At 71.9% G+C, this 26,501-nt stretch carries 3 protein-coding genes (1 of these 3 running past the window's edge); all 3 read left to right on the top strand.

The genetic code is table 11. From position 1 onward, the window contains the following. Tightly spaced (each overlapping or abutting the next), the 3 genes in view from KALB_RS23745 to KALB_RS23735 form a layout consistent with a single transcriptional unit that may run on beyond the window. Window positions 1-4,336, top strand: partial view of a non-ribosomal peptide synthetase gene (locus KALB_RS23745; RefSeq protein ID WP_025358204.1) — the 3' portion only. 11,489 nt of this gene lie to the left of the window's left edge; only the last 4,336 of its 15,825 coding nucleotides appear in the window; its start codon lies beyond the left edge, outside the window; the stop codon is at window positions 4,334-4,336. Continuing rightward, on the top strand, window positions 4,333-17,736 hold the full coding sequence (locus KALB_RS23740) for a non-ribosomal peptide synthetase (RefSeq protein ID WP_158510793.1): 13,404 nt from the start codon (window positions 4,333-4,335) through the stop codon (window positions 17,734-17,736). Before KALB_RS23745 ends, KALB_RS23740 begins: the two co-directional genes overlap by 4 nt. Then, window positions 17,733-26,501, top strand: a complete 8,769-nt coding sequence (locus tag KALB_RS23735; RefSeq protein ID WP_025358202.1) for a non-ribosomal peptide synthetase — start codon at window positions 17,733-17,735, stop codon at window positions 26,499-26,501. Before KALB_RS23740 ends, KALB_RS23735 begins: the two co-directional genes overlap by 4 nt.

Raw genomic sequence — 26,501 nt, 5'->3', positions numbered from 1 at the left:
CACCAGCGGACCCGATCCGTACCTGATGCAGCTGCGCCTGGACTTCGACGGGCCGGTCGACTCCGCACGACTGCGCCGCGCCGCCGCCGCGCTGCTCGACCGCCACCCCGCACTGCGCGCCGGATTCCGCTACACCGCAGCGGGTGTGCCGATCCAGTTCGTGCCAGAGTCGCTCGAACCCCGCTGGGCCGAGCACTCCGCCGAGGACGTGGCCCCGTTCGTGACCGCCGACCTGGCGGAGCGGTTCGACCCGGCCGAGCCCCCACTGCTGCGGCTCACCCTGATCCACCGCGGTGACGGCACGTCGGTGCTGCTGTTCACGGCGCACCACCTGCTCTACGACGGCTGGTCCGGACCGCTGATCATCGGTGACCTGCTGGACGCCTACACCCGTGACGCCGCAGCGGTTCGCGCCTCACGGCCGTTCCGTGACCACCTCGCGTGGCTGGCCTCCCGGGACGCGCAGGCCGCCGAGCAGGCGTGGCGGATCGCCCTGGACGGGTTCGACGAGCCCACCTTGTTGGCGCCCACGGCCGCTGGTGAGCGGTCCGCCGGTCGGCACGAGACGGTGCTGCCACAGGAGTTGACCAGCGAGCTGACTGCCTTGCTGCGTAGGTCCGGACTGACGGTGACGAGCCTGATCCAGTCCGTGTGGGGCGTGCTGCTGGGCAGGCTCACCGGCCGCGAGGACGTGGTGTTCGGCACCGTCGTGTCCGGACGACCGGCCGAGGTGGACGGTGCGGACCAGGTCATCGGCCTGTTCGCCAACACGATCCCGGTGCGCGTCCTGACCCGGCACGAAGAGCCGCTGCTCGCGCTGCTCGGACGTGTCCAGGCCGAGCAGGCCGCGCTGCTCGGCCACCAGCACCTCGGACTCGGCGAGATCCAGCGCATCACCGGCACCGGCGAGCTGTTCGACACCATGCTCGTCGTGCAGAACTACCCGCTGGACAGCGCGTCCGTGCGGGCGGCCTCCGGCGAGCTGGCGCTGAGCTCGGTCCAGGCCCTGGACGACACGCACTACCCGTTGGCACTCGTGGCCGAGCCCGGCGAGCAGTTGCGGATCACGTGGAAGTACTCCGCGACGCCCTTCAGCGCCGACGAGGTCGAGCAGCTCGGCGAGCGGTTCGTCCGGATCTGCCGGGCACTGGTCGACAACCCGAACCGCGCCACCGGCAACGTGGAGGTTCTGTCCACACAGGAACGGCACGACCTGTTGGTGGCGGCCAACGACACGGGCCACGCCGTTGACGACCTGACCATCGCGGAGCTGTTCGAGCGCGTGGCCAGGGCCAACCCGGACCGGGAAGCGGTGATCGACGGGGACACCGCCCTGACCTACGCCGAACTCGACCGACGATCGACGGAGCTGGCGCACTCCCTTGCCGCACAAGGTGTTGGACCCGAGCAGGTGGTGGCCGTCGCTCTGCCGCGGTCGGTCGAGCTGATCGTGGCGCTGCTCGCAGTGCAGAAGGCGGGCGGGGTCTATCTGCCGATCGACCCGAACTACCCGGCGGACCGGGTCGAGGCGATGCTCGCCGACGCCGCGCCCGTCCTCACGGTGACCGGTACCGACCTGCCGCCGAGCGAGCACCCGCTGAGCCGCGTCTGCTCGACCGGTGCGGGGGCGTACATCATCTACACCTCGGGTTCGACCGGCCGTCCCAAGGGGACGATCGTCAGCCACGCGGGCGTGGCCAGCCTAGTGCACACCATGGTCGAGGCGTTCGGAGTCGGGCCGGGCAGCCGCGTCCTCCAGTTCGCCTCGGTCAGCTTCGACACCTCGGTGTGGGAGCTGTGCATGGGCCTGCTCACCGGGGCCGCGCTGGTGATCATCCCCGACGACCAGCGCGCCGGGGACCCGCTCGCGGCCTTCCTCAGCGAGCACCGCGTCACGCACGCGACCCTGCCGCCCGCCGCGCTCGCCTCGATCCGGCCCCAGCAGGTGCCCGCCGACCTCGTGGTGATCGCCGCGGGCGAGGCGTGCACCCCTGCCCTGGTCGCGGAATGGGCCGCACAGCGGCGGATGTTCAACTCCTACGGGCCCACTGAGACCACAGTGGACATCACGCTGTGGGAGTGCGTGCCCGAGCCGGGGTCCAGCGCGGTGCCGGTCGGCGGCCCCGTGCACAACACGGCCGTCTACCTGCTGGACCAGCGCCTGCGCCCAGTACCGCCCGGCACCGTCGGCGAGATCTACGCCGCAGGGACCGGACTCGCGCGCGGTTACCTCGGCACGCCGGAGCTGACGGCGAGCCGGTTCGTGGCCAACCCGTTCGACGGCGGCCGGATGTACCGAACCGGTGACCTCGCGCGGCGCCGCGCTGACGGGGCGCTGGTGTACGTGGGCCGCGCCGACCACCAGGTCAAGGTGCGCGGGTTCCGCATCGAACTGGGTGAGGTCGAGGCCGTGCTCTCGGCGCACCCCGGCGTGGCGCGGGTGGCCGTGCTCGCGGTGCCCGATGCGCGGGGCGGCAACCGGCTGGTCGCCTACGTGGTGGGCCGGGACGGGGACCTGGACACCGAGGCGGTGCGGGCCGCCGCGTTGGCGAAGCTGCCGGACCACATGGTGCCCGCGGTCTTCGTGCAGCTGGACGCGTTGCCGTTGACCTCGCAGGGCAAGCTGGACCGGCGTGCGCTGCCCGCGCCGCCCGAGCCCACGGCGACCGGTGACCTGACCGGTGCCACCGAGGCCGAGCGGACCCTGGCGGCGATCATCGCCGAGGTGCTGCGGCTGCCCGCGGTCGGGCTGGACGACGACTACTTCGCGCTGGGCGGTGACAGCATCCTGTCCATCCAGGTGGCCAGCCGAGCCCGCGCGGCCGGACTGGAGTTGCGGCCCCGGGACATCTTCGACCTGAAGACCGTGGCCAACCTCGCCGCACTGGCCGAGTCGCGCACGCCTACTCAGTCCACTGTGGATGAGGAGGTGGCAGCCACCGGCACGGTGCCGATCACGCCGGTCATGCACTGGCTGCGCGAACTCGATGGACCGATCGCCCGCTTCAGCCAGGCACAGACCCTGGTGACCCCGGCTGGCCTGACCCTGTCCGAGCTGACCGAGCGCGTCCAGGCCGTGCTTGATCGGCACCACATGTTGCGGGCCAAGCTGATCCGCACCGGCGAGGACTGGACCTTGGACGTGCCGCCCGCGGGCGCCGTGTCCGCCGCCGACCTGATCACCCGGGTAGACACGTCCACAGTGGACCTCTCGGCGGCTGCCGACCGGTTGGACCCGGACAACGGGGTGCAGGCACGGTTCGTGTGGGCCGACCGGGGCGAGGACCGGGCGGGCCGCCTGCTGGTGCTGGTCAACCACCTGGCCGTGGACGGGGTGAGTTGGCGGATCCTGCCCGCGGAGTTGGCGGGCGAGCACGGCCCGGTCGGCACCTCGTTCCGGGCCTGGGCCCACCGTCTGGCGAAGGCCGGTGCCGAGGGCGAGTTCGCGCACGAGCTGTCGCACTGGCATGCCGCGCTGGAGGACGCGCCGGTGCTGCCCGGTTTCGCGCAACCCGACCCGGCACGGGACCTGGTCGGTACTGCCAAGCGGGTGCGTCGTGTGCTGCCCGCGCACAGCACTGAGCCGCTGCTGACCAGCGTGCCCGCCGCGTACGGCGCGGGCGTGCAGGACGTGCTGCTCACCGCGCTGGCGCTGGCCGTGGCCAAGCGCGGACCGCGTGACCTGTTGGTGCAGATCGAGGGGCACGGCCGTACGGAACTGCTCGAAGGCGCCGACCTGTCGGCGACGGTGGGCTGGTTCACCAGCGCCTATCCGGTGCGGCTCAAGCTGGACGGCATCGACGTGGCCGAGGCGCTGCGTGCCGGTGAGTCGGCGGGGCGTGCCGTCAAGGCGGTCAAGGAGCAGTTGCGGGCCGTGCCGGGCGAGCAGGGATTGGGCTACGGCGTGCTGCGCTACCTGGATCCGAGTGCTGGCAAGGAACTGGCCGCGCTCGGTACGCCCAACCTCGGGTTCAACTACCTGGGCCGGTTCACCGCGGCCGAGGACGAACGCCCGTGGGCGGCGGCGCCCGACTCCACCGGGGTCAACGGGGCGACCGAGCCCAAGTTGCCGATGGCGCACGCGCTGGAGATCACCGTGGTCGTCACCGACTACGACGGGGAACCCGAACTGACCGTGGACTGGCTCTACGCGCCCGGGGCGGTGGCCGAGTCCGAGGTGGTGGCGCTGGCCGACACCTGGTTCGACGTGCTGGACGCGATCACCGAGCACACCGCCGGCGAAGGCGCGGGCGGGCACACCCCGTCCGACCTGGGGCTGGTGTCGTTGAGCCAGCAGCAAATCGACCTGCTCGAAGCGAAATGGGGCAAGGCATGACTCGCGCGGGACTCGAAGACGTCCTCCCGCTGACTCCGTTGCAGGAGGGCATGTTCTTCCTGTCCTCCTTCGACCGGGGGGAGCGGGACGTCTACACCGTCCAGCTCCGCTTCGAGCTGGCCGGGGCGGTGGACGCCGCCGCGCTGCGGGCCGCCGCCCAGGCACTGCTCGACCGGCACGCGAACCTGCGCGTGGCGATCACCGCTACCGGGGTGGACCGGCCAGTGCAACTGGTGATGCGGCGGGTCGAAGTGCCGTTCACCGAGTTGCACGCCGCGGACCGGGCCGAGGTGGAGGCCATCGTCGAGCGGGACCGGCACACCCGGTTCGACGTGGAGACCCCGCCGCTGATCCGGTTCACCCTGGTGCACCTGGGCGCCGAGGAGCACCACCTGCTGCTGACCCACCACCACCTGCTGATGGACGGCTGGTCGGGGCCGCTGCTGGGACGTGACCTGTTCGCGCTCTATGGCAGCAAGGGCGATCCCTCGGTGCTGCCGAGAGTCCGGCCGTACCGCAACTACCTGGCGTGGCTCAACGCCCAGGACAAGCAAGCCGCCCGCGCGGCCTGGAGCGCCGCTCTGTCCGAAGTGGATGGACCGACGCTGCTCGCGCCGGAAGGCCTTGGCAAGAGCCCGGTCGCCGCCGAGCGCATCCGGCACAGTTTGTCCATTGAGGACAGTGAGTCGCTGGCGAACTTCGCGCGCGGCCGGGGCGTCACGCTCAACACCCTGGTGCAGGCGGCTTGGGCGCTAGTGCTCGGGCGCGCGACCGGACGGCACGACGTGGTCTTCGGTGCCACCGTGCACGGCAGGCCCGCTGACCTGCCCGGGGCCCACGACATGGTGGGCCTGTTCATCAACACCGTGCCCGCGCGGATCACGCTGCGTCCGGCCGAACCGGTCGGTGAGTTCCTGCGGCGCGTGCAGTCCGAGCAGGCCGGGCTGCTGGACCACCAGCACCTCGGGCTCGCGGAGATCCAGCAACTCGTCGGCGGCCGGGAGCTGTTCGACAGCCTGGTCGTGTTCGAGAGCTACCCGGTGGACGAGCAGGAGCTGGTCCGCCAGCAGAACGAGGCCGGGCTGGACGTCCGGGCGGTCACCACGCAGGACGCCGTGCACTACCCGGTGAGCCTGATCGTGGTGCCCGGCAAGCAGCTCGAACTGGCCTGCGGTCACCGCGCCGATCTTGTCCCGGTGGCCAGGGCCGAGCAGTTGCTGCACAGCGTCGCGGGCGTGCTCCTGGCGCTGGCAGCCAACCCCGACCAGGCCGTGGGACGCCTGCCGTTGCTGCCCGCCGAGCTGGCCGACACGGTGCTGACCAGCTGGAACGACACCGATCACCAGTTGACCGGCGCCACCCTGCCGCAGCTGTTCGCCGAGCAGGTGCGCCGCACACCGGACGCGCCCGCCGTCCTGGCTGAGGCCGCGCGCTGGAGCTTTGCCGAGCTGGACGAGCAGGTCGCCCGCTTCGCCGGTGCGCTCGCGGCCCGCGGTGTGTCCGCCGGGGACCTGGTCGCGGTCTCGTTGCCCCGTTCGGCCGAACTGATCGCCGTGCTGTACGCCGTGCACCGCCTTGGCGCGGCCTACCTGCCGATCGACCCGGACTACCCGGCGCAGCGCGTGCAGTTCATGATCGAGGACGCCCGCCCCGCGCTGGTCGTCACCCCGGAATTCCTCGCTGAGCGGGCAGAACCGGTCACGCGGTCCGCGCCGGTGACCGCGGAGCACCCGGCATACGTGATCTACACCTCCGGCTCAACGGGCCGCCCCAAGGGCGTGGTCGTGCCGCACGGGGCGATCGCCAACCGGTTGCGCTGGTTCGCCGACGCCTGCCGCCCCGGCCCCGCTGACCGGTTCGTGCAGAAGACCCCGATCTCCTTCGACGTGTCGGTACCGGAGCTGTTCTGGCCCGCGTACACCGGCCAGCCGCTGGTGATCGCCCGCCCCGAGGGCCACCGCGACCCCGCCTACCTGGCGGAACTGGTCGAGCGCGAGGCCGTCACGGTGCTGCACTTCGTGCCGTCCATGCTGGCCGCTTTCCTCGCCGAGCCAACGGCTTCCCGCGCGAAGTCCCTGCGGACCGTGCTGTGCAGCGGTGAGGCTCTGCCCGCCGAGCACGTGCTGCGGGCACGCGAGGTGCTGCCCGCCGCGAACCTGGTCAACCTGTACGGCCCGACCGAGGCTGCTGTCGACGTCACCGCCTGGGACACCACGCCCGAGGACGGCAGCCGGCAGGTGCCGATCGGCGCCCCGGTCTGGAACACCCGCACGTACGTGCTGGACTCGGCGCTGCGACCGGTGGCGCCCGGCGAGCCGGGGGAGCTGTACCTGGCCGGAACCCAGTTGGCCACCGGCTACCTGGGCCGTCCCGGACTGACCGCGCAGCGGTTCGTGGCCAACCCGTTCGGCGGCGGCCGGATGTACCGCACGGGCGACCTCGCGATGTGGAACGCCGACGGCACACTGGCCTACCTGGGCCGCACTGATCACCAGGTGAAGGTCCGCGGCTTCCGCGTGGAACTGGGCGAAGTAGAGCACGCGCTGCTCGCCGTGTCCGATGTGGACAGCACAGCGGTGATCGTCCGCGAGGACACGCTGGTCGGCTACGTGACCCCGCAACGGGTCGACACCGAGGGTGCGCGTCGTGAGCTTGCGCAGTCTCTGCCCGCGCACATGGTGCCCTCGGTCATTGTCGCGCTGGAAGCGTTGCCCGTCACGGCCAACGGCAAGTTGGACCGTGCCGCACTGCCCGAGCCGGGCCGTGCGCTGGGCGGGGTCCGGCGCGAGCCCAGGACGGCCGCCGAGCAGCTGATCACCGAGCTGTTCGCCGCCGTGCTCGGCGTGCCCAGGGTGTTCGCCGACGAGGACTTCTTCGCACTGGGCGGGCACTCGCTGCTCGCGATCAAGCTCGTCGCCGGGCTGCGCTCCGCGCTGCGCGTGGACGTGTCCCCGCGCACGGTCTTCGACCACCCGACGCCCGCTGCGCTCGCGGCGGCGCTGGACGAGGCCCCCGCTGCCCGACCCGCGCTGGTCGCCGGGCCGCGCCCCGAGTTCGTGCCGCTCTCGGCCTCGCAGCGGCAGTTGTGGTTCCTGCACCGGGTCGACGGCCCGAACGCCACGTACAACCTGCCGCTGGTGTGGCGGCTCCGCGGGCCGCTGGACCACGAGGCGCTGCGCTGCGCCCTGGGCGATGTGGCCGGGCGGCACGAGGTCCTGCGCACGATCTTCCCCGACCGGGACGGCGTGCCGTACCAGCACGTGCTGCCCCCGGCGCCGGTCAACTGCCCGGTTGTGGACGCCACCGAGGAGGACCTGCCGGGCAGGCTGACCGAGGCGGTCGGGTACGGGTTCGCGCTGGACAGCGAGCCACCGATGCGGCCCACGCTGTTCCGCCTCGGTGCAGACAACCACGTGCTCGTCCTGCTGCTGCACCACATCGCGGGCGACGAGTGGTCGTCCCACCCCCTGCGCCGCGACCTGTTCGCCGCGTACGAGGCGCGACTGCGGGGCGGGGCGCCGCAGTGGGACGTGCTGCCCGTGCAGTACGCGGACTTCGCGCTGTGGCAGGACGACCAGCAGTTGATCACCGAGCAGGCCGAGTTCTGGGTGCGTGAGCTGGCCGGTCTGCCCGAGCGGATCGAGTTGCCCGCCGACCTGTCCCGCCCGCCCGTGGCCGGCCAGCACGGCGACGCCGTGGAGTTCGAGTTGCCGGTGCAGGTGGCCGAGCGGCTGCGTGAGCTGGCCACCCAGTCCGGTGCCACGCAGTTCATGCTCGCCCAGGCCGCGGTCGCCGCCCTGTTGCACCTGATGGGCGCGGGCGAGGACATCCCGTTGGGCACCCAGGTCGCGGGTCGGGGCGACAGCGCGCTGGACGAGCTGGTCGGGTTCTTCACCAACACGATCGTGCTGCGCACCGATCTCGCCGGACGCCCCACCTTCCGCGCGCTGATCGACCGGGTCCGGAGCACGGACCTGGCCGCGTTCGCCCACCAGGACCTGCCCTTCGACCGCCTCGTGGACCGGCTCCAGCCGCAGCGCTCGCTGGCGCACCACCCGCTGTTCCAGGTCGGCATTGCCTATCAGCACGCCGAAGTGGAGGCCGAGCGGTACGGCGAGCTGACCGTGGCCCCGCACCGCGTGCACTTCCCGGTCGCCAAGTTCGACCTGGACTTCGAGTTCGTCACCCTCGGCCCCGGCCGGGTCAGCGGCGCCGTGTTGTACCGCACCGACCTGTTCACCCGCCCCGCCGCTCAGCGCATCGCCGACTGGCTGGTGCGCCTGCTCACCGAGCTGGCCACCAACCCGGACCGGCCGATCGCCTCGGTGGAGCTGCTGTCCACAACGGACCGTGATCTCCTGCTGTCCCAGGGACGCGGCGAGCCGTTCACGGGGCGCCGCACGATCAGCGAGCTGTTCGCCGAGGCCGTGACCCGATACCCGGACGTGGACGCCGTGTGCGGCGCGGATCACGCGCTGACGTATCGGCAACTGGACGCGGCCAGCACCGAGTTGGCGGCCGAACTGGCTGGTCACGGCGTTGTACCTGGGGAGCGCGTGCTCGTTGCGCTGGACCGTGGTGTGGACGCGGTCGTGACGTTGCTCGCCGTGGCGAAGACGGGCGCCACCTACCTGCCGCTGGCCCCGAGCGCGCCCGCCGCGCGGCGGGCCGAGATCATCGCCGACGCCGAGCCGATCGTGGAGATCACCGCTGGGGGCGTGACAGCGCTCGGCGGGTCGAGCCCGGCGCCCTCCGCCGCGTACCTGATCTACACCTCGGGCTCGACCGGCAAGCCCAAGGGCGTGCTCGTGTCGCACGCGGGCGTCGAGTCCCTGGTGCACACGGCGGTGCACACCTACGGTGCCGGTCCCGGCGCGCGAGTCCTCCAGTTCACCTCGCCCGCGTTCGACGTGTACCTGGAAGAGCTGGCCATGTCCGTGCTCTCCGGTGGCACCCTGCACATCCCCGGCGAGCAGGAACGCCTGGGCGCCGCGCTGGCCGAGTTCGCGCGACGCCACGACCTGACCCACGTCGACCTGCCGCCCGCTGCCCTGGAAGCCCTGCCGGACAACGGGCTGCCCGCCACGACGACCATCGTGGTCGGCTCGGACAAGGTGCCAGCCGAGCTGGTTGCCCGCTGGTCGCCGGGTCGCGAGCTGTTCAACGCGTACGGCCCCACCGAGACGACTGTGAACGCCACGGTCTGGGCCTGCCCGGCGTCCTTCGACGGTCGAGTCCTCATTGGACGGCCGGATACCGCGCGCACCCTGTACGTGCTGGACGACCAGTTGCGCCCCAGCCACACCGGTGAGCTCTACGTCGGCGGTGACGCGCTCGCGCTGGGCTACTGGCGTGCACCGAAGGCCACGGCCGAGCGGTTCGTGGCCAACCCCTTCGACGGCGGCCGGATGTACCGCACCGGGGACCGCGTGCGCTGGACCGCTGACGGGGACGTGGAGTTCCTGGGCCGTGTCGACGCCCAGCTGAAGATCCGCGGCTTCCGCATCGAGCCCGCCGAGGTCGAGGCCGCGCTCACGGCGCTGCCCGGGGTCTCGCTCGCCGCCGTGGTGGCCCGCGAGGACGGCGGCCCCCGGCGACTGGTCGGCTACGTCGTGGCCGCCGAGGACCACGAACCGGACGGCACCGAGCTGCGCCGCCAACTCGGCGCCACGCTGCCGGACTACCTGGTGCCCGCGGCGATCGTGCCGCTGAGCACCTTGCCGCTCAACAACAGTGGCAAGATCGATCGCCGGGCACTGTCCACTGTGGACTGGTCGGCACCGCGGGAGAGCGCGGGCCGTGCGCTGGACACCGAGGCGGAGCACGCCATCGCGGCGGCCTTCCGCGGCGTGCTCGGGCTCACCGAGGTCGGGGCCGACGCGGGCTTCTTCGCCCTCGGCGGGGACAGCATCTCCTCGATCCAGGTCGTGTCCCGCCTGCGGTCCAGCGGCTGGCGCATCACCGCCCGCCAGGTCTTCGAGCACCAGACGATCACCGAGCTGGCCGCCGTGGCCGAACGGCTCGAACCGCAGGCCGCGCCCCAGCCCCGCGCCGAGCACGGCACGGTGTGGCCGCTCGCCCCGTTGCAGGAGGGCCTGCTCTACCTCAACCAGCTCGAATCCGACGTCTACCTGGTGCAACAGGTCTTCACGCTGCGGGGCGAACTGGATCCCGAGCTGCTGCGGCGCTGCCTGCACGCGATGCTGGAGCGCTACCCGAACCTGCGCGCGGGCTTCACACTCAGCGAGACCTCACGCCCCGTGCAGTTCATCCCCGAGCGGGTGGACCTGCCCTGGCAGCACCTCGAACTGTCCGAAGTGGAGTTCGAGCGGCTGCTCGCCGAGGACCGCGCCGAACGCTTCGACCTGGCCAATCCGCCGTTGATGCGGGCGACCACCGTGCGCTTCGCCGACGGCACGCACCGGCTGGTGCTGACCCACCACCACATCCTGATGGACGGCTGGTCCGGACCGCTGTTCGGACGTGAGCTCTTCGTCCTGTACGGAAACGGTGGCGACACAGCAGTGCTGCCGCCCGCACCGGACTACCGGGACTACCTGGACTGGCTCGCGAAGCAGGACCGCGCCGAGACCGCGAAGGCGTGGCGTGACGCACTGTCCGATGTGGACGATCCCACGCTGGTCGGCGCCTCCGACCAACCTGTGCGTGAGCTCCGGCTGGAGCTGCCCGAAGGGGTCGGCGAGCTGGCCCGCGAGCACGGGCTGACCGTCAACACCGTGGTGCAGGCCCTGTGGGCGCTCACCTTGGCCGCCGAGACCGGCCGCAGCGACGTGGTGTTCGGCACCACCGTGCACGGCAGGCCCGCCGAGCTGGACGGGGCCGAGCGCATGGTGGGCCTGTTCATCAACACCGTTCCGGTCCGCGTCCGCCTGCGGCCCGAGGAACCACTGGCGGAGCTGCTGGCGCGGATCCAGGTGGAACAGGCCCGGTTGCTGGACCACCAGCACGCCGGACTCGCCGACATCCAGCGCGCCGCGGGGACCGGCGAGCTGTTCGACACGCTGGTGGTCTTCGAGAGCTACCCGATCGACGATGCCGCGCTGGCCGAGGCCGAGCGGCAGGCCGGGCTCGCGGTCACCGGACTGTCCGAACGGGACGAGACGCACTACCCGCTGACCCTGCTCGTCGCGCCGGGGGAGCGGCTGGCGGTGACCCTGCGGTACCGGCAGGACGTCACTCGGTTCGCGAGCCGCCTGCGCGCAGTGGCCGAGTGGCTGCCACAGGGTGGCACCACGGCCGTTGGACGGGCGGAGTTCCTCACCGCCGACGAACGCGCGTCCGTGGTGCACGCCTGGAACGACACGGCACATGAGGTGCCTACGGCGATGTTGCCAGAGTTGTTCGCGGCACAGGCGGCCCGAACGCCGCAGGCCGTCGCACTGGTCGCTGGCGAGGGCGAGTGGACCTACGCGCAGTTCGCGGCACGCGTCCACGAACTCGCGGCTGCCATGCAGGCCCAGGGCGTGGGACCGGAGACGGTCGTCGCCGTGGCCTTGCCGCGCTCGGTCGACCTGGTGGCGGCCCTGCATGCGGTGCAGTTGTGCGGCGGTGCCTACCTGCCGATCGACGCGGGCCTGCCCGCTGATCGGATCGAGTTCATGCTGGCCGACGCCGAACCGGCGCTGGTCGTCACTCCGGAATGGCTATCCGATGTGGACGGATGGTCAGCTTTCACCCCGGTGCGGGTCCTCCCGGACAGCGCGGCCTACGTGCTCTACACCTCCGGGTCGACGGGGCGGCCCAAGGGCGTGATGGTCAGCCACTCCGCGATCGTCAACCGCCTGCTGTGGATGGCCGAGCAGTACGGGTTCGGCCCGGACACCAGGACCCTGCAGAAGACCCCGGCCTCCTTCGACGTCTCGGTGTGGGAACTGTTCCTGCCGCTGATCACCGGCGGCACGCTCGTGGTCGCCGGCCCCGAGGCACACCGCGATCCGGCACAGCTGGCGGCGGTGATCCGATCTGCCCGGGTGGACACCGTCCACTTCGTACCGTCCATGCTCGCGGCCTTCCTCGCTGAGCCCTCGGCGATCGGCCTCGGGCTGCGCAGGGTCGTGTGCAGTGGCGAGGCCCTGCCCGCAGACCTCGCGTTGCGGGCCCGTGACGTGCTCGGTGTTGCGGTGCACAACCTCTACGGCCCTACCGAAGCCGCTGTGGACGTAACAGCCTGGGACACCGCCGCTGAGGACGGGTCGCGGCCGGTGCCGATCGGTCGTCCGGTGTGGAACACCCGCACGTACGTGCTGGACTCGGCGCTGCGACCGGTGGCGCCCGGTGTGCCCGGGGAGCTGTACCTCGCGGGCAGCCAGCTCGCGCGCGGCTACCTGCGCCGCAGCGGGCTCACCGCGGAACGGTTCGTCGCCAACCCGTTCGGCGGCGGCCGGATGTACCGCACGGGCGACCTCGCGATGTGGAACGCCGACGGCACACTGGCCTACCTGGGCCGCACCGATCACCAGGTGAAGCTGCGCGGGCAGCGCATCGAACTCGGTGAGGTCGAGCACGCGCTGCGCCAAGTCCAGGACGTCACGGCTGCGGCAGTGTTGGTGCACAACGAGTCTCAGCTCGTCGGCTACGTGACCGGACTGGTCGACGGCGAGCAGGTCCGCGCCCACCTGGTGGAGCACCTGCCCAGTGCCATGGTGCCCGCAGCGGTGATCGTGCTCGCGGAGCTGCCGCTGACACCCAGCGGCAAGCTGGACCGCAAGGCCCTGCCAGCGCCCGACTTCGCCGCACACGCCGAAGACCTCGCGCCGAGCGGGCCGGTGGAGACGGCGATTGCCGCCGCGATCGGGGCGGTGCTCGACCTGGAGTGGGTCGGCGCCACCGCCGACTTCTTCCGACTTGGCGGGGACAGCATTTCCTCGCTGCAACTCATCGCCCGGCTGCGCAAGGCGGGCTATCAGCTCACTCCGCGCGAGGTCTTCGAGCACCGCACGCCTGCCGCGCTCGCAGTCATCGCCCGCACGACCGGCGAGGCCCCGGCCAGGACCAGCGCGCGAACCGGCGTGGTGCCGCTGCTGCCGGTGATGGAGTCGCTGCGCGATCTCGGTGGGGACACGAGTCGGTTCAGCCAGTCGATGCTGCTGAGGACCCCGGCCGGTGCCACGTTGCCGCAGATCGCCAGCCTGCTCGACGCCGTACTCGACGCGCACGACGCGTTGCGCGCGCGGCTGGAGCCGGGCTGGGTGTACCGGATCCGGCCACAGGGCAGCGTGTCGGCCGCCGACCTGCTGCGCCGTGCCGACCAGGGCATCCGCGAGGAGTTCGCCGCCGCGATCGAGGAGCTGGACCCGGCTGGGGGCGTGATGCTCCGCGCGGTCTGGTTCGACGCGGGCCGCGAGCCCGGCCGGTTGTTACTGGTGGCGCACCACCTCGTGGTGGACGGCGTGTCGTGGCGGATCCTGATGGACGATCTCGCCGAGGGCTGGGCGGCCATCCAGCGTGGCGGGCTGCCCGCACTGGCGCCCGCGACGACTTCGCTGCTGGACTGGGCGCAGGCGCTGCGTGAGCCGCGCTGGGCGGAGCACGCCGAGCGCTGGCAGGAAGTCCTCGCTGGTAACGCCTTGCTGGGCAACGAGTCCGCTCTGGATCCCGCTGTGCACAAGCGGTCCACTGTGGACAAGTGCTCGGTCGAGCTGCCAGTGGAGTTGACCGAGCAGTTGCTGACCAGCTTGCCCGCGGCAGCGCACGCCGGTGTGCAGGACGTGTTGCTGACCGCTCTCGCGCTCGCGGTCTCGCGCTGGCGGGCCGCGCGCGGACTGTCCGATGCGGACGGTCTGGTCATCGACCTGGAGGGGCATGGGCGTGACGAGCACTTGGTGCCCGGTACCGACCTGTCCCGTACGGTCGGCTGGTTCACCAGCGTCTACCCGGCGCGGATCGGTGGCGTGAGCGGCGACGCGGTGGCCTGGCTCAAGGCGGTCAAGGAACAACTGCGCTCGTTGCCCGAGGCCATCACCTTCGGTGTGCTCGACCTGCCCGACGCGAGCCCGCGCACGATCCTGTTCAACTACCTGGGCAGGCTCGGCGGTGGCGCCGCGGCGGAGAACTGGGCGCCTGCTGAGGAATCGCGGCTGCTGGACGGCAGCGCGGACCTGGTGACCCCGGTCAGTCACCCGCTGGAGATCAACGCTGTGACAGTGCGGCACGAGGAGGGCTCCCGGCTGCACGGGGAGTTCGCCTTCGTTCGCGACCTGTTCTCCGAGCAGGAGATCCGTGAGCTGGCTGAGGGCTGGCAGTCGGCGCTGGCCGAGCTGGCCGAGTCCGTGCGGGAGCCGTTCCACACCCCCTCGGACTTCCCGCTGGTCCAGATCGATCAGTCCGATGTGGACGAACTGCTCGGTGTGGCTGACGTGCTTCCGCTGTCCCCCTTGCAGGAGGGCATGCTCTTCCAGGCCTCCTTCGACACCGAGGGCGAGGACGTCTACTCGGTCGCCTACGCATACGACCTGACCGGGCCGGTGATCCCCGCGCGGCTGCGGGCGGCCGGTGAGGCCCTGCTCGCCAGGCACGACAACCTGCGCGTGTCGTTCCGGCAGTTGCGGTCCGGGGTGACGGTGCAGGTGGTTCCGGAGTACGTGGACCTGCCCTGGCAGGTCGTGCAGGACGTCGACGTGGAGCAGTTCACCACCGAGTTCGCCACCAGCAGGTTCGACCTCGCGCAGGCCCCGGCCCTGCGCATGGCGTTGATCCGGATCAGCCCCACGCGGCACCGGCTGCTGCTGGCGCACCATCACATCCTGGCGGACGGTTGGTCCGGGCCGTTGCTCGCTGAGGAACTGTTCGCGCTCTACGGAACAGGGGCGCTGCCCCCGGTGCGGCCCTACGTGGAGCACCTGCGGTGGCTGGCCGCCCAGGACCCGTCGGCCGCCCAGCAGGCGTGGCGCAAGGCACTGACCGGTCTCGACGGGCCGACCCTGCTGGTACCGGCCGCCGAGCCGCGCGCCGTCACCCGCCCGGAGCGGGCCAGCACCGAGCTCAGCCCGGAACTGACCGCCCGCGTGGAAGCGCTGGCCCGTCGGCTCGGCGCCACCACGAGCACGCTGGTCAACGTGGCTTGGGCCCTGGTGCTGGGCCAGCTCACCGGCCGCTCCGACGTGGTCTTCGGCGCCACCGTGCACGGCCGCCCGGCCGACCTGCCCGGTGCCGAGCGGATGATCGGCCTGTTCATCAACACCGTGCCGGTGCGCGTGCGGGTGGACCTGGCCGAACCATTCGCCGCGCTGCTGCGCCGGGCCAACGGGGAGCAGGTTTCGCTGCTGGACCACCAGCACGTGGGCCTGACACAAATCCAGCGCTGGGCCGGTACCGGCGAGCTGTTCGACACGCTCGTGGTGTTCGAGAGCTACCCGGTGGACAACGCCCAACTGGCCAGCACCGAGGCCGCCGCTGGCATCACCGTCGACGCCGTGACCGGCACCGATGCCACGCACTACCCGCTGACGCTTGTGGTCGTGCCGGGGGAGCGGCTCTCGCTCGGACTGGACTACCGGCCGGGTGTTGCGGATGCCGCAACAGTGCTCGCAAGGCTCACCGAGGTCCTGACCGAGGTCACCGCCAACCCCGGCGTGCTCGTGGGCCGCATCCCGCTGACTATCCCCGGGGAACCGCAGGGCGCCGAGGTCTCCGTCGAGCCGACGACCTTGCCGGAGCTGTTCGCCGCACAGGTGGCCGCCACTCCGCAGGCCGTGGCGATCACCTCCGGTGGGCGGTCGCTGACCTACGCGGAGTTCGAGGACCTGGTCGGCAGGATCGCCGCAGGTCTGGACGTGGCCACGGGCAGCCTGGTCGGGGTGAGCCTGCCGCGGTCGATCGAGATGGTGGCCGTGCTGTACGCCGTACACCGCTGCGGTGCGGCATACGTGCCGATCGATCCCAGCTATCCGGCGGCCCGCCGCGAGTTCCTGGCCAGCGACTCGGCCCCGGCCGTGCTCGTCACCCCGGAGACCCTGCCAGCGCTGCTGGCCGGTGCCGAGCGCAAGCCGCTGGTGACTGTGCCCGACACGGCGCCCGCTTACGTGATCTACACCTCGGGTTCGACCGGCCAGCCCAAGGGCGTGGTTGTCGGGCACCGCGCGGTGGTGAACCGGCTGCGCTGGATGGCGGCGGAGTACGGGTTCGGCGCGGGGCAGCGGACCTTGCAGAAGACGCCGATCTCCTTCGACGTCTCGGTGTGGGAGTTGTTCCTGCCGCTGATCACCGGCGGCACGCTCGTGGTGGCCGATCCTGAGGCACATCGCGACCCGGCGCGGCTGGCCGAACTGATCCGTGCCGAGCGGGTCGACACCGTGCACTTCGTGCCCTCGATGCTGCGGCCGTTCCTGGCGCAGCCCGCGGTTGACGGCCTGCCGCTGCGGCGAGTGGTGTGCAGTGGTGAGGCGCTGCCTGGCGACCTCGTAGGCGCTGTGCGCAACATGTTGCGCGATGCGCAACTGCACAACCTGTACGGGCCGACCGAGGCCGCCGTGGACGTCACCTACCACGACACCAGCCAGGACGACCCGGGCAGGCCGGTGCCGCTCGGCCGGCCGGTCTGGAACACGGGCGTGCAGGTCCTGGACCCGGCGCTGCGGCCGGTGCCGCGCGGGTGCGTCGGGGAGCTGTACCTGTCCGGCGTGCAGTTGGCGCACGGCTACCTGCGGCGCCCCGGCCTGACCGCGAGCCGGTTCGTCGCCGGACCGGACGGCACGCGGCTGTACCGGACCGGTGACCTCGGGCGCCGCCGGCCCGACGGGGTGCTGGAGTACCTGGGCCGCACCGACGACCAGGTGAAGATCCGCGGCCTGCGGGTGGAGCTGGGCGAGGTGGCCGCCGCGCTGGCGGTCCTGCCGGGGGTGACCGGGGCCGAGGTCCTGGCCGACGGGGACACCGGACTGGTCGGCTACCTCACCGGTGACCGGCGCCCGGCCGCCGAGATCCGTGCTGACCTGCGCGCCGCCCTGCCGGAACAGCTCGTGCCGGGTGCTTTCGTGTGGCTGGACGAGTTCCCGTTGACCCCCAACGGCAAGCTGGATCGCGCGGCGCTGCCCAAGCCCGATCACGCCGCGGAGGTCGGTGCGGTCGAGCCCCGCACCGAGACCGAGCGGGTGCTCGCGGCCTGCACGGCCGAGGTCCTGGACCTGGCGCGGGTGGGGGTGCTGGACGACTTCTTCGCCCTGGGCGGGGACAGCATCCGGTCGCTGCACCTGGTCGGCCGCGCGCGCGGCGCGGGCCTGCGGATCACGCCGAGGCAGGTGTTCGAGCTGCGCACGGTGGCCGCGCTGGCCGAGGTCGCCGAGGCGGTCGCGCAGGAGCAGCCGCCCGTGGACGAGCAGCCGCTGATCGAGCTGGACGAGGACGAGTTCGCCGAGTTCTCCGGTGATTGGAGCGTTTCGTGAGTACCGCCCGTGGCGTACAGGACGTGCTGCCGCTGTCCCCGTTGCAGGAGGGCCTGCTTTTCCTGTCCACTTGGGACAGTTCGGCCACGGACGTCTACACCATCCAGCAGGTCTTCGACCTGCGGGGCGCACTCGACCCCGAGCGGATGCGCGCGGCGGCCCAGTCCGTGCTGGAGCGCTACCCCAACCTGCGCGCTGCCTTCCGCCCGCGCAAGACCGGCGAGACCGTGCAGCTCATCCCGCACAGCGTGCCGGTGCCCTGGCGGGTCGACGAGGTCGCCAAGTCCGAAGTGGACGCCCTGCTGGACGCCGACCGGGCACAGCGCTTCGACCTGGCCAGCCCGCCGCTGATCCGGTTCCGGCTGCTGCGGCTGGGCGCCGAGCACCACAAGCTGGTGATCACCGCGCACCACCTGCTGCTGGACGGCTGGTCCGGGCCGCTGCTCGGCGAGGAGCTGTTCACCCTCTACGGCAAGGGCGCCCTGCCCCCGGCCCCGGCCTACCGGGACTACCTGGCCTGGCTCAAGCGCCAGGACCGGGACAAGGCCCGTGCCGCCTGGCGCGACTCGCTCGCCGGACTGGCGGAGCCGACCCTGCTGGCGCCCGACGCCAGCGCGGCGGCCGAGTTCCCGGCGGAACTGGAGATCCGGCTGTCCACTGAGGACACCGGACGGCTCAACGCGTGGGCGCGGGAGCACCGGGTCACGCTGAACACCGTGGTGCAGGGCCTGTGGGCGATCGCGCTTGGCAAGCTCACCGGCCGCCGCGACCTGGTGTTCGGCACCACGGTGTCCGGCCGCCCCGCCGAACTGCCCGGCGTGGACCGGATGATCGGCCTGTTCATCAACACGCTGCCGGTGCGCGTGCGGCTGGACCCCGCGCAGACCCTGACCGAGTTGCTCACCCAAGTGCAGTCCGACCAGGCCGCGCTGTTGGACCACCAGTACCTCGGGCTGGCGGAGATCCAGCGCGAGGCCGGTCACGGCGAACTGTTCGACACGCTCACCGTGTTCCAGAGCGCGCCCGCCGACGAACAGGGCATGCGCCGCGCGGACGAGGCCGCCGGGCTGCACGTGCAGGCGGTGGCCACCCGCAGCGTCACGCACTACCCGCTGACCGCCGTGGCCCTGCCGGGGGACGTGTTCGCCATCGCCCTGGTGTATCGGGAAGACCTGCTCGGGCCCGACCTGGTGCAGCGGGTCGCGAGCATGCTGACCGAGTTGCTGACCGCGCTGCCCACCCAGCCGGGACGACGGGTCGGCGCGGTGGAGCTGGTCACCGCAGCCGAACGCGAGCTGGTGCTGGACAAGTGGAACAGCGCGACCCTGCCGCGGGCGGGCGAGTCGCTGATCGAGCTGTTCACCCAGCAGGTACAGGCCCGGCCCGAGGCGATCGCCGTGGAGGACGGCGAGTCCGCGGTGACCTACCGGGAACTGCACGAGCGGGCGGCCCACCTGGCCCGGGTGCTGATCAGCCGGGGCGCCGGGCCGGAGCGCATCGTCGGCATCGCGATCAAGCGCGGACTGGGCTTCCTCACCGCCATGCTGGGCGTGCAGCTGGCGCGGGCGGCCTACCTGCCGCTGGACCCCGAGTACCCCGCGGACCGGATCGCGCACATGCTCGCCGACGCGCGGCCGACACTGGTGGTCGCCGAACCCTCCACTGTGGACAAGCTGTGCGAGCACGAGGTCCCGGTGCTGGTCGTGGACGAGGACCTGCCCGAGCTACCGGGCGAACTCGTGCTCCCGCACCCGGACAGCTCGGCGTACCTGATCTACACCTCGGGCTCCACCGGCAGGCCCAAGGGTGTGCTCGTGCCACACCGCGGCGTGCCCGACCTCGTGGCCATGTTCGCCGACTCCGTCCGAAGTGGACCGGGCAGCCGCGTGCTGCTGTTCGCCTCGCCGAGCTTCGACGTGTCCCTTGCGGAGCTGTCCACGCAACTGCTGGTCGGCGCCACGGCGGTGGTCGTTCCCGAGGAGAGCAGGCTTGGCGCCCCGCTGGCGGAGTTCGTCGCCGCCAAGGGGTTGACGCACATGTTCGTGCCGCCCTCGGCGCTGGCCACACTGGCGGAGAGCGAGTTGCCCGCGGGCATCACGGTGATCGCCGGAACCGACGCGCTCACCCCGGAGCTGGTGGCCCGGTGGAGCCGTGAGCACCGCATGTTCAACGCCTACGGGCCGACCGAGGCCACGGTCAACTCCACGCTGTGGCGCTGCCGCGCGGGCCGCCCCGTGGTGATCGGCCTGCCCGACCCGAACAAGCAGGCCTACGTGCTGGACGCGGACCTGCGCCCGGTGCCACCGGGTTTCGCCGGTGAGCTCTACATCGCGGGCGGCCTGGCGCGCGGCTACTTCGGGCTGCCCGGGCTGACCTCGACCCGGTTCGTGGCCAACCCGTACGGCGCACCCGGCGAGCGCATGTACCGCACCGGCGACCTGGTGCGCTGGACCGCCGACGGGGAGCTGGACTTCCTGGGCCGGGTGGACCACCAGGTCAAGATCCGCGGCTTCCGGGTGGAGCTGGGCGAGGTCGAGGCGGCCCTGTGCGAGCGGCCCGGCGTGGCCGAGGCGGTCGCGGTGATCCGCGAGGACCAGCCCGGTGTCCGTCGCATGATCGCCTACGTCACCGAGGAACCCGGCGCCACAACGGTTCCCGGTGAGCTGCGTGCCGCGCTGGCCGCCAGGATGCCGGACTACTCGGTGCCCTCGGCGATCGTCGTGCTGGACCGCCTGCCGCTGACCGTGAACGCCAAGGTCGACCGCGGTTCGCTGGCCAGCGCCCCGGAGTTCGCCCCGGACCTGAGTGGGCTCACTGGCAAGACCGCGCCCCGTACGGAAAAGGAGAAGGTGCTCGCGCAGGCCTACGCCGCGGTGCTGGGCCTGCCCTCGATCGCCGTGGAGGACGACTTCTTCGGCTTCGGCGGGGACAGCATCCTGTCCCTCCAGGTGGTCAGCCGGGCCAGGCAGGCGGGGCTGCGCATCACCCCGCGCCAGGTGTTCCAGGCCCGCACCGTGGCCGCGCTGGCCGAACTCGCCGAGCCACTGACCACTGTGGATAAACCGGCCGCCGTCCCGGCGATCGGTGAGGTGGCGCAGATCCCGATGATCGCCGCGCTGCTGGAACGCGGCGGCGTGCCCCGCAGGTTCAGCCAGTCGGCGGTCGTGCGCACCCCGCGCGGGCTCACCGAGGGCGAGCTGCACGCGGTGGTCCAGGCCCTGTTGGACCGGCACGACGCGCTGCGCGCCACGCTCGGCACCACCTTGCGCATCCCGCCGCCCGGCAGCGTGCCCGCCACCACCGTCGTGCGCCGCGTGGCCGTCGACGGCGAGCCGGACCGTCAACTGCTGCACCGCGAGGCGGCGCTGGCCGAGTCGGCGCTCGACCCCTCGGCCGGGGTGATGGTCCGTGCCGTGTGGTTCGACGCGGGCGAACAGCCGGGCCGCCTGCTGCTGGTGATCCACCACGTGGTGGTGGACGGCGTGTCCTGGCGGGTGATCTTCGAGGACCTGGCGCGGGCCGCACGGGGGCAGCTCCCGGCGGTGCCGACCTCGTTGCGCGCCTGGGCTTCGGGACTGGCCGCCCGCGCCGCGGCACACCGCTCGGAGCTGCCGTACTGGCGCTCGGTGCTCGGCGAGCCGGGCCGCGAGCTCGATCCCAGGACGGACACCGTTGGCAGCACGCGGGAAACCAGCGTCTCCTTGTCGGCGGAGGTGACCGAGTCGCTGCTGACCGGCGTACCGAGGTTGTTCCGCGCCGGGATGCAGGACGCCCTGCTCAGCACGCTGGTCACGGCGGTGGCACGGGTCCGCGGCGTCGACTCGGTACTGGTCGAGACCGAAGGGCACGGCCGCGACGACGGCAGTGGCCTGGACCTGTCGCGCACGGTGGGGTGGTTCACCAACGTGGCGCCGATGCGGATCTCGCTTGGCAGCGATCCCGGCCGCCAGCTCAAGCAGGTCAAGGACACGCGGCTTCGCCTGCCCGCCAACGGTTCCGGCTACCCGTTGCTGCGCTACCTGACCAGTGAGCTGGCCGGATTGGGCAAGCCGGAACTGCTGTTCAACTACCTCGGCCGGTTCGGTGTGGACAGTGCTGGGCAGGAGGTCGACTGGCAGCCGGGGCCCCGGCACGGCGGGCTCGGCGGCGACCTGGACCCGGCGGCACCGGCCAGCCACCCGCTGGAGGTCAACTGCTCGGTCACCCCGGACGGGCTCCGGGCCTCGCTGGCGTTCCTGCCCAGTGTTCTGTCCGAAGAGGACGTACTGGCCATCGGCGTGGAGTGGGTGCGGGCCGCCGAGGAGTTGGCCGATCACCTGGCCACGGAGGGCGCGGGCGGGTTCTCCCGCGCCGACTTCGAGCTGCTCGACCTGAGCCAGGACGAGGTGGACGAGGTCTCGGCACCGGGAGTCGTCGACGTCTGGCCGCTGTCTCCGTTGCAGGAGGGCATGCTGTTCCTGGCTTCCTTCGACGAGGACGCGTTGGACGTCTACGTCACGCAGCAACTGCTGGACCTGCGCGAGGCCGATCCGGCCCGCCTACGTGCCGCGGCGGCCAGGCTGCTGGACCGGCACCCCAACCTGAGCGCGGCGTTCCGCTACCTGTCCTCGGGCCGGGCGGTGCAGGTCGTGCATGACTCCGCCCCGTTGGACTGGCGCGAACTCAGCGAGGACCAGGTCGAGCGGGTCGTCGCCGAGGAACGACTGCGGCCGTTCGACCTGGCGAACCCGCCGTTGATCCGGTTCGTGCTGTTCGACCTCGGCGAGCGCGGCCACCGGCTGCTGATCACCAGCCACCACGTCGTGTTGGACGGTTGGTCGGCCCCGCTGATGGGCCAGGAGCTGCTGGAGCTGTACCGGACCGACTCCCCACCGAAGGCCAGGCCGTACCGGGACTACCTGGAGTGGCTGGGCAAGCAGGATCGCGAGCGCGGGCGGCAGGCATGGCGGGCCGCACTGTCCGAACTAGACGGTTCGAGCCTGGTCGCCCCGCCGGGCATCGGGCGCGGGCAGAGCCTGCCGGACAAGCTCACCCTCGGCCTGACCGAGCGGCAGACGGCCCGGCTCACCGAGTGGACCCGGACCGCCGGGGTCACGCTGAACTCCGCGGTGCAGGGCGTGTGGTCGGTGCTGCTGGGCAGGCGGACCGGCCGCCGGGACGTCGTGTTCGGAGCCACGGTGTCCGGACGGCCCGCCGACCTGCCCGGGGCGGACCGGATGATCGGCCTGTTCATCAACACGCTGCCGGTGCGGGTCCGCACCGAGGTGGCCGAACCGCTGGGTGCCCTGCTCGCCAGGGTCCAGTCCGAACAGGCCGAGCTGCTGGACCACCAGTACCTCAGCCTCGCCGAGATCCAGCGCCAGGCCGGGGCCGGGGAGCTGTTCGACACGCTGGTGATCTTCCAGAGCTACCCGGTGGACGCCGAGGCCCTGCGGGAGAGCCAGCGCGGCTCGGGGGTCCAGGTCACCGGCGTGCAGGGCGAGGACGCCACGCACTACCCGCTGACGATCGTCGTCGCCCCCGGCCCGCGCCTTGAGCTGATCTTCGAGTACCGCACCGACGTGTTCAGCGCCGAGCAGGCGCGGGCACTCGCGGAGTGCTTCGTGGACCTGCTCGCCAGCGTGCCGGACAACCAGGACACGCCGGTGGGACGGCTTGACCTGCTCCCGGCCGGGCAGCGGGCGCTCGTGCTCGACGCGTGGAACGACACGGCGCTCACCGTGCCGGAGTCCACTGTGGTCGAAGCCTTCGACAACCAGGTGCGGCGCGTGCCCGAGGCGATCGCCTTGTCCTGTGAGGACCGCGCGCTGACCTACCGCGAGCTGGACGCGCGGGCGAACCGCCTGGCGCGGGCCCTGATCGAACGGGGTGCCGGTCCGGAGCGGATCATCGCCCTGCGGCTGCGACGCTCGGAGCGGTTCTTCGTGGCCATGCTGGCGGTGCTCAAGTCCGGAGCGGCCTACCTGCCGTTGGACCCCGGCCACCCGGCGGAGCGCGCCGCCGACATGCTCGCCGATGCACGGCCCCTGCTCGTCCTGGACGAGGACAATTGGCCCAGCTGGCAAACGCAGTCCGCGGAACCGGTCACTGACGCGGACCGGCACGCGCCGCTGCTGCCGCAGCACCCGGTCTACGTGATCTACACCTCGGGGTCCACCGGCAAGCCCAAGGGCGTGCTGGTGCCGCACCGCAACATCGTGAACCTGTTCCACAGTCACGATCGCGACGTGCTGCGGCCCGCCGCCGAACGGGTCGGCCGGGACTCGCTGCGGATCGGGCACAACTGGTCGTTCGCCTTCGACGCCTCCTGGCAGCCCACCCTGGGCCTGCTCGGCGGGCACGAGCTGCACGTCACCACCGACGAGGTGCGCGCCGACGCCGAGGCGCTGGCGGAGTTCCTCGTGCGGCGGCGGATCGACTTCGTCGAGGTGACGCCCTCGCACTTCCTGCAACTGGCGGCGGCTGGACTGGTGCGGGACGGGCACTGCCCGCTCGCGGTGGTCGGCGTCGGCGGCGAGGCCGTGCCACCGGGGCTGTGGGCCGACCTGCGCGCCAGCTCCACCACCGAGGGCTACAACTTCTACGGGCCCACGGAGTGCACCGTGGACACGGTGATCGCACGCATGCGCGACTCGGAGCAGCCGGTGATCGGCCGGGCTGTGGCCAACACGCGGATCCGCGTGCTGGACGACGCGCTCATGCCGGTGGCCCCTGGCGTGGTCGGCGAGCTGTACCTCAGCGGTGCCCAGTTGGCGCGCGGCTACCTGGGCGCACCTGGTCTGACGGCGAGCCGGTTCGTGGCCGATCCCTTTGGCGGCGGCCGGATGTACCGCACCGGAGACCTCGCGCGGTGGACTGCGGAAGGCCGAATCGAGTTCCTAGGCCGGGTCGACGACCAGGTCAAGGTGCGCGGTCACCGGGTGGAACTGGGTGAGATCGAGGCCCGGCTCGCGAGCCACCCCGAGGTTGCCGACGCGATCGTGGTGGCGCGGGGGAACCGGCTCGTCGGTTACGCCGTGGCCGATCAGTCCTGTGTGGACGCTGTCGCGTTGCGGGCGTACGTGGCCAAGGCGTTGCCGGACTTCATGGTTCCCGCTGCCGTCGTGCTGCTGTCGGAGCTGCCCGTCACACCGAACGGCAAGGTGGACCGGATCGCACTGTCCACAGCGGACTGGGCGGCACCGGACCTCGGCGCGCTCAGCGGCGGCACGGCCCCGCGCACGCCCCGCGAGCACCAACTCGCGGCGATCTTCGCGGAGGTGCTCGGCCTGCCGGCTGTCGGTGTGGAGGACGACTTCTTCACGCTGGGCGGGGACAGTATCCTGTCCATGCAGGTGGTCGGCCGGGCGCGGGCCGCGGGGCTGCGGATCACCCCGCGCAAGGTGTTCCAGGAGCGCAGCGTGGCCGCGCTCGCGTTGGTTGCCGAGGAAATCACCGGCAGCACCCGGCCGGTCGTGCCCGCGGTGGGCGAGTTCCCGGCCACGCCGATCATGCTCGCGCAGCGCGAACGCGGTGGGCCGATCGGCAGGCTGAGCCAGTTCGCGGTGCTGCGCGTACCGGCGGCGGTCGGGCTGCCCCGGCTCACCGAACTGCTCACAGCACTGCTCGACCGGCACGAGGTGCTTCGCGCGAGGCTCGGCGCCGACTGGACCGTGCACGTGCCCGAACGCGGTGCCGTGGACGTCAACTCCTTGCTGCGGCGGGTGGATCTGGGCGACCGCCCGGACGAGGACCTGTTCGGCACCGAGCTCGCGGAGTTCGAGCGCACCGTGCTGGAGCTGGACCCGTTCGCCGGGGACGTGCTGCGCGCGGTGTGGTTCGACGGGGGCGAGCGGCGACCGGGCCGCCTGCTGCTGATGATCCACCACCTGGTGGTCGACGCGGTGTCCTGGCGTGCGCTGTTCGAGGACATCGCGGTGATCGGCCGGGCGCTGGACGCCGGTCAGCGGCCCGAGCTGGTGCCGGTGGAGGTGCCGTTCCGGGAGTGGGCGCTGCGGCTGCGCGGCCTGGACAAGAGCGCGGAGTTGCCGTACTGGCGGGAGGTCGTGCGGGACGCGGACGTCCGGCTGGGCGACCGCCCGCTGGACCCGAGCCGGGACACGATCAGCTGTGGCCGCAACAACACCGTGACGATCACCACGGAGACGACGGCCGCGCTGCTGGGCGAGGTCCCGGCGGCACTGGGCTGCGGGGTGCAGGACGTGCTCGTGGCGGCGCTGGCGATGGCCGTGGCCGAACACCGGGGCGGGCGCACGCTGCTGATCGACCTCGAAGGACATGGGCGCGAGGAGGGGCTGCTCGCCGAGGCCGACCTGTCCCGGACGGTGGGCTGGTTCACCTCGCTGTTCCCGGTCCGTGTGGACGTGGCGGAGGATCTTGCGCAGACCGCGCGCAACGCCCAGCGGCAGCGGGAGTCCTTGCCGGACAACGGGATCGGCTACGGCGTGCTGCGCTACCACGGTGGCGAGCCGCTGGCCTCGGGTGAGGTGCTGTTCAACTACGTCGGACAGTTCGAGGTGGGCGGTGCGCGGGACGAGGACTGGTTGGTCACCAGCGGGGAGAACGCGCTGGGCGGGGATGTGAACCCGGACGCACCGGCCACGCACGCCCTGTCGATCAACGCCTCGGTCAGCGGGGGAGTGCTCACCGCGCAGTGGTCCTACCTGCCGGAAGTGCTCCCGGACGAGGTGGTGACGCGCATTGCCAGCAGCTGGACGGCCAATCTTGATCGGTTGGTGACCGCAGGGGCCGAGAAGATGGGTTAG

The organism is Kutzneria viridogrisea DSM 43870, from assembly GCF_000525635.1.
In the GTDB taxonomy this organism is placed as follows: Bacteria; Actinomycetota; Actinomycetes; order Mycobacteriales; family Pseudonocardiaceae; genus Kutzneria; species Kutzneria viridogrisea.
The sequence above is the reverse complement of the archived record's forward strand: the minus strand, read 5'-3'. Positions and strand labels throughout refer to the sequence as shown.

What these genes read in the sequence shown, in the direction of transcription:
- KALB_RS23740 (WP_158510793.1), top strand. Translation starts at nt 4,333, where the DNA reads ATGACTCGCGCGGGACTCGAAGACGTCCTCCCGCTGACTCCGTTGCAG.